Raw genomic sequence first — 10,560 nt, forward strand, 5'->3', positions numbered from 1 at the left:
TCCAATGGGTGCCTCCGTCTTGCGCTCTGACGCCGGGTTGCTACCTGAACCGGCACGAACCGATGCCGCAGGGACCAGCAGCGGCACAAGATCGCTGATGTGGCTGATCGTGATCGTCCCGGCGGGCCAGAAGGCGCAGGGCAGGGAACCCCACATGACCGCCTCGCCGAAGCGTGGGGCGCGGTCGGCGGCCTGGTCGGCGGCCTTGCGGTAGGCGGCGACGGAGGAGGGGAACTCGCCGTCCACGCAGTTGATCGCCATGTTGGCCTCGGTCTGGTTGGAGTACGTGCCGTCCTGGCGGCGGTCGATCAGGATGTCGGCCAGTTGCAGTAGTTCGGTGCCGTCGCCCTTGAAGGCCGACGTCAGCGCCTGCCGCAGGGTGGCCCAGGAGCGTTTGTCGTAGAGCGGGGTGATGACGCCCAGGGAGGTCCATGCCTCGGTGACCTGCCGGCCGTCGCTGGTGGAGTTGGTCAGCGGTGTCCGGTCGGTACGGCGGAGCAGGTCCTCGACCTGGGCGAGTGCCGTCTCTACGCGATGGTCCTGGAACGGGCAGTTCGCCCGCTTGAAGCAGTCCTCGATGAACGCCCGCATCGCGACCTCGAAGCCCGCCGCCTGGGTGAGGTTCGTCTCGATCGGGGTGAGCGAGGGATCGACCGCGCCGTCCAGTACGAGGGCGCGTACCCGCTTGGGGAACAGGTCGGCGTACACCGCGCCGAGGTACGTGCCGTAGGACTTGCCCAGGTATGTCAGCCCCGGCTCGCCGAGCGCGGCGCGCAGGATGTCGATGTCGCGGGCGGCGTTGACCGTGCCGACGTGCGGCAGGAGCCTGCCGGAGGCGGCCTGGCAGCCGGCCCCGAACCGCCGGGCGCCCTCCTCCAGCGCGCCGGTCTCGGCGCCCGAGTCGGGGGTGTTGTCGAGCGAGAGGTAGGCGTCGAGGCGTTCGGTGGAAAGGCACCGAATCGGGGTGGATTCGCCGACGCCGCGCGGGTCGAAGCCGATCACATCGAACCGGTCGCGTACCTGCGGGGTCAGCACCGACGTGGCGGCCCGTGCGTAGTTGAGCCCGGACGCTCCGGGTCCGCCGGGGTTGAGGAGGATCGCACCGATCCGCTGCCGTTGGTCCTCGGTGCGCAGCCGGTTCACGCTGATCTGGATGCGTTCGCCGCCCGGCTTGCCGTAGTCGAGCGGTACCTGTAGCTTGGCGCACTCGAACCCGTCGCCGCACTCCGACCAGTCCAGCCGCTGGCCGTAGTAGGGCTGCAGGGCGGGGGTCGGCGCGCGCTCGCTGGGGGCCGTGGCACGCCCGTCAGAAGCGCCCGGCGAGGGCTCAGCGCCCTTCTGGCCGGAGCAGGCGGCCACCGCGCCCAGGAGTACGGCCAGCGCCAGTACACGCCACCGGCGTGTCCTAGGCATCGCCGCCGCCGGCGCTGTGCATGGCGTCGTGCTGCTTGCGTGGCGAGCAGACCGAAGCGGACGGGCACGCGCAGCGCCGTCCGCCGTCGTCGAGGCGGACCACGACCGAGTCGGACGGCACATTGCGCCCGATCACCGTGCCCGCCCCCTCCGGCGTGTCCACTTTCAGCCCGAGCCGCGGCATCTTCTCGTGGGCCTTGACGTACAGCGGGTGCTCGTACTTCAGGCAGCACATCAGCCGCCCGCACGCCCCGGCGATCCGGAGTGGGTTGACCGGAAGGTCCTGATCCTTGGCCATCCGCACCGAAACCGGCTCGAAGTCCTTCAGGAAGGTCGCGCAGCACAGATCTCGCCCGCACGGCCCGATGCCGCCTTGCAGGCGGGCCTCGTCGCGCGGGCCGATCTGCCGGAGTTCGACCCGGGCACGCAGGTTGCGGGCCAGGTCGCGGACCAGCGCCCGGAAGTCGACCCGGTGCGGGGCGGAGAAGTAGACGGTGAAGACATTGTCACCGTCGAGATAGTCGATGCCGACCACCTTCATGGGCAGGTCGTGGCGTCTGATCAACCGCTTGGCCACGCTGCGCCCTTCGGCGCGGCGCTTGCGGTTGGCCTCGTCGCGGCCGAGGTGCTCCTCCTGCGCGAGGCCGGCGCACACCGGCAGGCCGTCGATCTCCTCGCTCACCCACTGCGGCGCCCAGACGCACTCTGCGACCTCCGGCCCAGAGTCGGTCGGTACCAACACCTTGTCGCCGACCTTGGGCGTGTGCCCGCCGGGATCAAGGTAGTAGAGCCGCCCGTAACGGGTGAAGCTGACCGCCATGATCATGCCCATGGAGTCGTGCTCGCCTCCTCATGCGTACGGCTTGCCGCCATGCCAGCCTATGCGGCCACCCTACGCGCCCGCCTCGCGCGAACCTATCGGCCCGTCTACGGACGCAGTGCCAGCGTCATGGCCTCGACCGCGATCTGCGGGTTGACGTTGGCGGCCAGCCGTTCGCGGCAGCGCATGATCGCGTCGATCCGGCGCAGCGAGCGCTCCGCCGTCGTGGTACGGGCCAGGTCGTCGATGTCGGCGCGGCGGTCTTCGTTCGCGAGCACCACCCCGGCCCCGAGCTGCACGGCCAGCACGTCACGGTAGAACGCCACCAGCTCCAGCAGCGCCACGTCCAAAGTGTCGCGCTTGATCCGCGTCGCCCGGGACTTCTGCCGGTCCTCCAGCTCCTTCAGCGCCCCCGCGCCGCCGCGCACCAGCCCCTTGTTGAGCCCCTTGCCGGACGACCCCTCGCCGTACGCCTTCCGCAGCTCCGTGGTCTCCGTCTCGTTCAGCTCGGCCGTCGCCGCCGCGGCCTCCTCCTCGGCGGTCTTGACCAGCCGCTCGGCCGCCGAGATGCACTCGCCGACCCCGGACAGCGACACCGGGATCGACAGCACCGCCTCGCGGCGCCGCCTGGTCTCCTCGTCGAGTGCCAGCCTGCGGGCCCGCTCGATGTCGCCCTGGGCGGCCCGCGCGGCGAACTCGGCCAGCGCGGGCGGCACCGAGTCGCGGGTGGCCAGCACATTGGCCACCGCCGCGGCCGACGGGGTGACCAGCGTGATCAGCCGGCACCGGGAGCGGATGGTGGTCACCATGTCGTCGGGCGCGGGCGAGCAGAGCAGCCACACCGTACGCGGCGGCGGCTCCTCGATGGCCTTGAGCAGCGCGTTGGCCGCCGCCTCCGTGGTGCGGTCGGCGTCCTCGAACAGCACGACCCGCCACCGGCCGAGCGTCGGGGCCCCGGCGGCGCGCAGGATCAGCTCGCGGGTCTGCTTGACGCTGTAGGACAGGCCCTGGGGGCGGACGGACTCCAGGTCGGGGTGTGAGCCGATGGCCACCTGGTGGCACAGCTCGCAGTGGCCGCAGCCGCGGTCGGGGCAGAGCAGCGCGGCGGCGAACGCCCTGGCCGCGGTGGACCTGCCAGAACCGGGCGGGCCGGTGAACAGCCAAGCGTGCGTCATCCCCGCGCCGCGCCCGCCCGCGACGGCTTCGGCCGCGGCGGACGCCGCCTGCACGAGCACGGCGGCGGCCCGCTCCTGGCCCACGAGATCGTCGAAGACGCTCACAGCATCAAAGGTTAGTCGCGGATCGCGGGCATCGTGCCCGTTGAGTCTTCGGAGTCGTGTGGAACGGGGTCGGGCAGGATCTCCCGGACCCGGTCCTGGATCAGCCGGTTGACCTCCGCCTGCGTCAGCGTGCCGTCGATCACGACGTACCGGTCGGGCTCGGCCGCCGCCAGCGCCCGGAACTCCCGCCGCACCCGCTCATGGAACTCCAGCGGCTCGGACTCGATCCGGTCGGCCGGCGAGGCGAACCTGGTCAGCCCGACCGACGGCGGCACGTCGATCAGCACGGTCAGGTCGGGGACCAGGCCGCCGGTGGCCCAGCCGTTCAGCCTGACCACCTCGGCCCGGTCGAGCGAACGGCCGGCGCCCTGGTAGGCCAGCGAGGAGTCGACGTATCGGTCGGTCACCACCACCGCGCCACGGGTCAGCGCGGGCATGATCACCTTCTCCACGTGCTCGGCGCGGTCCGCGGCGTACAGCAGCGCCTCCGAGCGCGGGGAAAGGCCCTGGTGGGCGGCGTCCAGGAGGATCGCGCGCAGCCGCATGCCGACCTTGGTGGACCCCGGCTCGCGGGTCTGCACCACGTCGAACCCCTGGTCGCGCAACCAGATCGCGAGCAGCCTGGACTGGGTGGTCTTGCCGGAGCCCTCGCCGCCCTCGAACGCGATGAAGATGCCGCGCGGACGCTCGGGCTGGTCCGGCGCGTACCGATGCCCGCGCAGCGCGGCCAGCAGGTCGGTCGCGATGGGGACGCCCTTGCGGTCGTCCATCTGGCGCAGCGCCACGACGCCGACGACCGTGGCCAGCACCGCCCCGATCAGCAGCACCAGGTTGGAGCCGTCGAAGGAGTAGTCGACGTTGGGGCCGAGCTTGATGTCACGCTCGCCGTACAGTCCGGCCAGGGTGGGCGCGACGGCCACCACGAGCAGCAGCACCACGCGGGCCAGCGACTGCAGGAACGCGAACGTGCGCCCGCGCAACTGGTCTTCGACCTCAAGGCCGATGAGCGTGTAGCCGATGATCCACGCGATGCCCGCGCACGCGCCGAGCAGCACGGTCAGCAACACCACGAGCACCAGGTTGTGGATCAGCGCGGTGGTCGCGAGCACCGCCCCCGCCGCCACGATGGCCAGCCCGAACAGCCGCCGCCTGGACAGTTCGCGCATCAGCCGGGGTCCGAAGAACATGCCACAGGCCATGCCGACGAACACCGCGCCGAACACGGTGCCGTAGGCCGCGTCGCCGCCGCCGAGGCCCTTCACCACGTAGACCCTGGCCACGCCGATCACCGCGCCGCCCGCCGCGAACGCGCCGGCCATGCCGATGACCAGGCCGCGCACGATGGGGCTGGCCCCGACGAAGCGCCAGCCCTCGCCGATCTGGCGGAGCACGGACGGGGTGGAGATGCCGGTGTGGTTCTTCGGGAAGTCGGGGAGCGTGAAGATCAGGAACGCCGAGACCAGGTAGACGGCGGCGTTAATGAACAGCGCCAGGCGGGCCGGGTCGTCGGCGAGGATCGGTACGACGCCGCGCAGCAGGTCGGCGGGCAGGGCCAGCAGCGCGAAGAGCGCGGCGGCCACCGGGGCGGTGCCGTACGTGACCAGCAGGTTGAGCTGGTTGGCCTCCTCCAGTCGGTCTTTCGGCACCAGGTTGGGCACGGTGGCGTCCTTGGCCGGGACCCAGAACAGGTTCACGCACTCGACCAGCAGCGTGACGATGATCACCCACTGGTAGGTGCCCGGCGAGGGCGTGGACACCAGCATGACCACCGGGATGGACACCACCAGCGCGAACCGCAGCAGGTCGGCGGCCACCATCGCGAGCCGCCGGTCGAACCGGTCGGCCACCGCCCCGGCCAGCGGGCCCAGCAGGATCGCGGGCAGCATCTTGGCGACGAACACGCCGCCGATGGCCAGGCTCTGCGTCTGGTAGCCCGACCCCTGGGTGAGATTGCCGGCCAGGGCGGTCAGCGCGATGATGTTCAGCCAGTCGCCCAGGCTGCACACTGACATGGCCATCCAAAGACGGCGGAACCGGGCATTGGCCAGCACATGCGGGGGCTTGCGTCGCGACACTGCGCGGGCGGGGCCAGGGCCAGGGGTGGTCATAGTGTTCAGCGTATCCAGGTGCTCGCACGGCAGGGGATGTAGTTGAGCCGCCCGGAATGACCCGTCCGCTCGACGCCTGAGGGTAGTACCCGGGAGGTCCCCGGCGCAGGTATCAGACGGTGATTAGGTCCCCCTGCCGAAATATCCGGGCTTATCTGGGCTTATCAAGGCTCCTCGGGGCTTATCGGGGTGCGTGGACGCTCAGCATGGTGATCTCCGGCGGTGCGCCCACGCGTACCGGCGGCCCCCAGTACCCGGCCCCGCGCGTGACGTAGATCGGCGTGCCGTCCACCGTGGCCAGGCCCCTGACCACCGGCTGCTGTAGCGGCACGACCAGGTTGAACGGCACCATCTGGCCGCCGTGCGTGTGCCCGGACAATTGCAGGTCGATGCCGTGCCGGGCGGCCTCGGCGATCTGGCGGGGCTGGTGCGCGAGTAGTACGGCGGGGCGCGCGGTGTCCCGGCCGCCGAGCGCGGCGGCGAAGTCGGGGCCCTGGCCCTGTGCCGCGCCGCCGAGGTCGTTGACCCCGGCCAGGTCGAGTACGGCGCCGCCGTGCGCGATCTCCACGCGCTCGTTCTGCAGCGGGCGTACGCCGAGGTCGCGCACCTCCTCGATCCACTCGGTGGCGCCGTTCGGCGTGTAGTACTCGTGGTTGCCGGTCACGAAATATGCCCCGTAGCGGGATTCGAGGGAGCGGAGCGGGCGGGCCTGCGAGCCGAGTTCGGCGACCGTGCCGTCCACCATGTCGCCGACGATCGCGACGACGTCGGCCTCCAGCTCGTTGATCATCCGTACGATGCGCTCGGTGTGCGCCCGGCCGGTCAGCGGGCCGATGTGGATGTCGCTCACCACGGCGAAGCGCAGGCCGTCCATCCGGGGGTCGAGTTTGGGCAGGGTGACCGCGACGCGCTCGATCACCGGGTCGCCGAGCGCCGAGCGCATCCCGTAACCGACGGTCGCCAGCGCCCCGACGCCGGCCACCGCGGCCGCGGTACGGCCCAGGAAGAGCCGCCGGTCCATCCCGTCCGCCCTGGTGGGGGGCTCGGGCGGCGCTACCGGTGCCGCCGGTGCGGTGGGTGCGGTGGGTGCGGTGGCTGCTGTGGCTGCTGTGGCTGCTGTGGCTGTTGTGGCTGCGCCCACGGTCGCCGGTACGGCGGGCGCCGGTACGGCGGCCACGGTCTGGACTCCGCGCCGCAGTACCAGCCCGGCCACGGCCCGGGGGATCTCCAGCAGCACCAGGTACACGGCCAGGTAGAACATGATCGCGATCCACATGTAGCCCGGCCAGGCCGGCCACGATCCGGCGATCAGGCGCTGGAGGCCCATCGAGAGCGGGACGAGCACGCCCAGCACGATCAGGCACCAGGTCAGCACCCGGCGCATGCGCCCGCCTGGGCGGGTGGTCCCGCGAACCAGCCGCCACCACAGGTAGGAGTGGACCACGGCCGCCACGACCGCGCCCGTCACGACGAACCCCACGGCCACTCCACATCTGTTGTCGACGGCACCGGCGGGCCGGCAGGGAAATATGTGCAGCCGGTATGTGAACTGCCCTGCATGCTATGAGCACGATTGATCATGTGCGCGGGTCCTCCTGAGAGATTTCTCAGACGGGCCCGCCGGCGCCCATTCGCAGGTAGCCCAAGGATCGGCGGCGTCGTTTACGCGCGGCGAAGCGCCCGCCGTACACAAGGCGACAACCCACCGGCCGTACGGCGAACCCTGCCCCTGCCCGGCCGCGGCCGGGGCAGGGGCCGTCATGGGCCGCGGCCGGGCGTTTCACGGGCCAGAGCCGGGCGCTTTATGCGGTGCGGCCAGGCGCTGCACCGGCCGCGGCCGGGGGTCAGGTCTTGCTCGCGCCCGCCTTGGCGCGGGGGCGCTTCGGGGCCGGGCCGCGGGCGCGGCGCTCGGCCAGCAGTTCGGCGGCGCGTTCGATGGTGATGCTCTCCACCGCGTCGCCCTTGCGCAGCGAGGCGTTGGTCTCACCGTCGGTCACGTACGGCCCGAACCGCCCTTCCTTCACCACCACCGGCTTCTTGGAGCTGGGGTCATCGCCCAGCTCACGCAACGGCGGCGCGGCGGCGGCCCGCCCCCTCCCCCGCTGCTTGGGCTGCGCGAGCAGTTCCTTGGCCTGCTCCAGCGTCACCGTGAACAGGTCTTCCTCGGCCGCCAGCGACCGCGAGTCGGTGCCCTTCTTCACATAAGGCCCGTACCGCCCGTTCTGTGCGGTGACCTCCTGGCCGTCGAGCTCACCCAGCACGCGCGGCAGCGACAGCAGCTTGAGCGCGTCGTCCAGCGTGACCGTGTTCAGGCTCATCGAATTGAACAGCGAGCCGGTACGCGGCTTGACCACGTCCTTCTTCCTGGACTTCTTCGCGCCCTCCGCCGGCTCCTCCGGCTCGGGGATCACCTCGGTGACGTACGGCCCGAACCGCCCCGACTTCGCGACGATCAGCCGCCCGGTCTCCGGGTCCGTGCCCAGTTCGCGGTCACCGCTCGGCTGCGCGAACAGCTCCTCGGCCTTCTCCGCGGTCAGCTCGTCGGGCGCGAGGTCCTCCGGCACGTTGACCCGAGCGCCGTCCCTGTCCAGGTACGGCCCGTATCGCCCGACCCTGATGACGATGTCCGTGCCCTTGATCGGGAACGAACTGATCTCCTTCGCGTCGATCTCGCCCAGGTCGGTGACCATCTCCTTCAGGCCCTCGTCGCCGTTCTCGCCGAAGTAGAACCTGCGTAGTTCGGGCACCCGCTCCGCGCGGTCGTTGGCGATGTCGTCGAGGACCTTCTCCATCTCGGCGGTGAAGTCGTAGTCGACCAGGTTGCCGAAGTGCTGCTCCAGCAGGTTGACCACGGCGAACGCCAGGAACGACGGCACCAGCGCGGTGCCCTTCTTGGAGACGTAGCCGCGGTCGAGGATCGTCCCGATGATCGAGGAGTAGGTGGACGGCCGGCCGATCTCCCGGTCCTCCAGCTCCTTGATCAACGACGCCTCGGTGTACCTCGCGGGCGGCTTGGTCGCGTGGGCCAGCACGTTCAGCTCGCTCACCGTCAGCCGGTCGCCCTCGGCCAGGTTGGGCAGCCGCTTCTCCGAGTCGTCGCGGTCGGTGGACGGGTCGTCCGCGCCCTCCACATAGGCTCGCAGGAACCCGTAGAAGGTGATCGTCCGCCCGGTCGCGCTGAACTCGACCCGCTCCCCGGTGCTGGACTCCCCGGTGACCTTGACCGACACCGACTCGCCGGTGGCGTCCTTCATCTGCGAGGCGACCGTGCGCTGCCAGATCAGCTCGTACAGGCGGAACATGTCACCGTTCAGCCCGGTCTCGCCGGGCGTGCGGAACTCCTCCCCGGCCGGGCGAATCGCCTCGTGCGCCTCCTGGGCGTTCTTCACCTTGCTGGCATAGGAGCGTGGCTTGTCCGGTACGTAAGCCTTGCCGTACAGCTTGATCGCCTGCGACCTGGCCGCGGCCACGGCGGTCTCCGACAGCGTGATGCTGTCGGTACGCATGTAGGTGATGTACCCGTTCTCGTACAGACGCTGCGCGATCTGCATCGTGTACTTGGCCGAGAACCCTAACTTCCGACTGGCCTCCTGCTGGAGCGTCGTGGTCCGGAACGGCGCGTACGGCTTACGGGTGTACGGCTTGCGCTCGACCGACGACACCGCGAATGCCGACTCGCGCAGCCGGCCCGCCAGCTCGCCCGCCGCCCGCTCGTCCAGGTGCAGCACGTCGGTGCTCTTCAGCCTGCCGGTCGACGCGAAGTCGCGGCCCTGCGCGACCCGCCGGCTGTCCACCGAGGTCAGGGCCGCGGTGAAGGCGCGCGGGTCCTCTTCCTTCTTGCCGGTGTCGAACAGCGCCGACAGGTCCCAGTAGTGGGCGACGGTGAACGCCATCCGGTCCCGCTCGCGCTCCACCACCAGCCGGGTCGCGACCGACTGCACCCGCCCGGCCGACAGCCGCGGCTTGACCTTGCGCCACAGCACCGGGCTGACCTCGTAGCCGTAGAGGCGGTCGAGGATGCGCCGGGTCTCCTGGGCGTCCACCAGCCGCAGGTTGAGGTCGCGCGGGTTGGACACCGCCTCCCGGATCGCCTGCGGGGTGATCTCGTGGAAGACCATCCGGTGCACCGGCACCTTGGGCTTCAGCACCTCGCGCAGGTGCCAGGCGATGGCCTCGCCCTCGCGGTCCTCGTCGGTCGCGAGGTAGAGCTCGTCGGCGTCCTTGAGGAGTTGCTTCAGCTTCGAGACCTGCGACTTCTTGTCAGGGTTGACGACATAGAGCGGCTCGAACTCATGCTCCACGTTGACGCCGAGCCGCGCCCACGTCTCGCCCTTGTACTTCTCCGGGATGTCGTCCGCCTTCTCAGGCAGGTCCCGGATGTGTCCGATGCTCGACTCCACGACGTAGCCGCGCCCCAGGTACCCGGCGATGGTCTTCGCCTTCGCGGGCGACTCGACGATCACCAGGCGGGTCCCGGCGGAGTTGCCGTTGTTCGCTGGCACGCTGCTTCCTACCTCGCTGTTCTCTAGGTTCCCCCGAAGGTAACCCGTCGCACAGGTTTCCCATCCCCACGGGCTACCGGGCTACCCCCGTTCCCTTCCAGGTCCACCCACCAGGACGCAGAATAAGGGTCAGAGAGCGCCCTCGTCGTCTAGCCCACCCTCGGAGACTAATGGCTGTGCCTGACTACTCCTACTTCCACGTGTTCATCCCGCGCGGCACCACCCGAGAGGCCGCCCGGCAGCTTCTCACCGAACACGCCGAGCACGGAAACTGGGAACTCGACCGTCTGCGGCTGTATCCCGACGGTTCCCGGCATGTACGGCTACGCCGAAGGATCATACGGGTCATGCGCACGATGTGACCTCTTGGACTTACTTATCCCGCCTCCGGGGATAACACACCACTACCTTCAGGCATGCCCACTCCTGTCTCTTAT

At 70.3% G+C, this 10,560-nt stretch carries 7 protein-coding genes; 1 reads left to right on the forward strand and 6 read right to left on the reverse strand.

The window, feature by feature from the left end:
- The 6 genes from C1I98_RS27945 to topA form a co-directional block, all read right to left on the reverse strand.
- A partial coding sequence (locus C1I98_RS27945; RefSeq protein WP_111170402.1) for an alpha/beta fold hydrolase occupies window positions 1-1,413 on the reverse strand: 1,413 nt, incomplete at its 3' end.
- Window positions 1,406-2,245, reverse strand: coding sequence for a PSP1 domain-containing protein (locus C1I98_RS27950; protein WP_438672112.1), 840 nt, complete (start codon window positions 2,243-2,245; stop codon window positions 1,406-1,408). The genes C1I98_RS27950 and C1I98_RS27945, both read right to left, overlap by 8 nt.
- Window positions 2,246-2,340: 95 nt before the next feature.
- Window positions 2,341-3,513, reverse strand: a complete 1,173-nt coding sequence (locus tag C1I98_RS27955) for a DNA polymerase III subunit delta' (protein ID WP_111170397.1) — start codon at window positions 3,511-3,513, stop codon at window positions 2,341-2,343.
- Between the two features lie 11 nt (window positions 3,514-3,524).
- Window positions 3,525-5,621: a dTMP kinase gene (gene tmk, locus C1I98_RS27960; protein WP_111170398.1), complete on the reverse strand. Its 2,097-nt coding sequence runs from the start codon at window positions 5,619-5,621 to the stop codon at window positions 3,525-3,527.
- Between the two features lie 181 nt (window positions 5,622-5,802).
- Window positions 5,803-7,101 (reverse strand): metallophosphoesterase, encoded by a 1,299-nt coding sequence (locus C1I98_RS27965; protein WP_233508253.1) that lies wholly within the window; start codon window positions 7,099-7,101, stop codon window positions 5,803-5,805.
- A 364-nt stretch (window positions 7,102-7,465) separates the two neighbouring features.
- Window positions 7,466-10,123 (reverse strand): type I DNA topoisomerase, encoded by a 2,658-nt coding sequence (gene topA, locus C1I98_RS27970; protein WP_111170400.1) that lies wholly within the window; start codon window positions 10,121-10,123, stop codon window positions 7,466-7,468.
- Between the two features lie 170 nt (window positions 10,124-10,293).
- Here topA and C1I98_RS27975 point away from each other — a divergent pair, with 170 nt between their 5' ends.
- Window positions 10,294-10,485 (forward strand): DUF5703 family protein, encoded by a 192-nt coding sequence (locus C1I98_RS27975; RefSeq protein ID WP_438672113.1) that lies wholly within the window; start codon window positions 10,294-10,296, stop codon window positions 10,483-10,485.
- Window positions 10,486-10,560 lie beyond the last annotated feature (75 nt).

This window comes from Spongiactinospora gelatinilytica, assembly GCF_003236385.1.
Taxonomy (GTDB): Bacteria; Actinomycetota; Actinomycetes; order Streptosporangiales; family Streptosporangiaceae; genus Spongiactinospora; species Spongiactinospora gelatinilytica.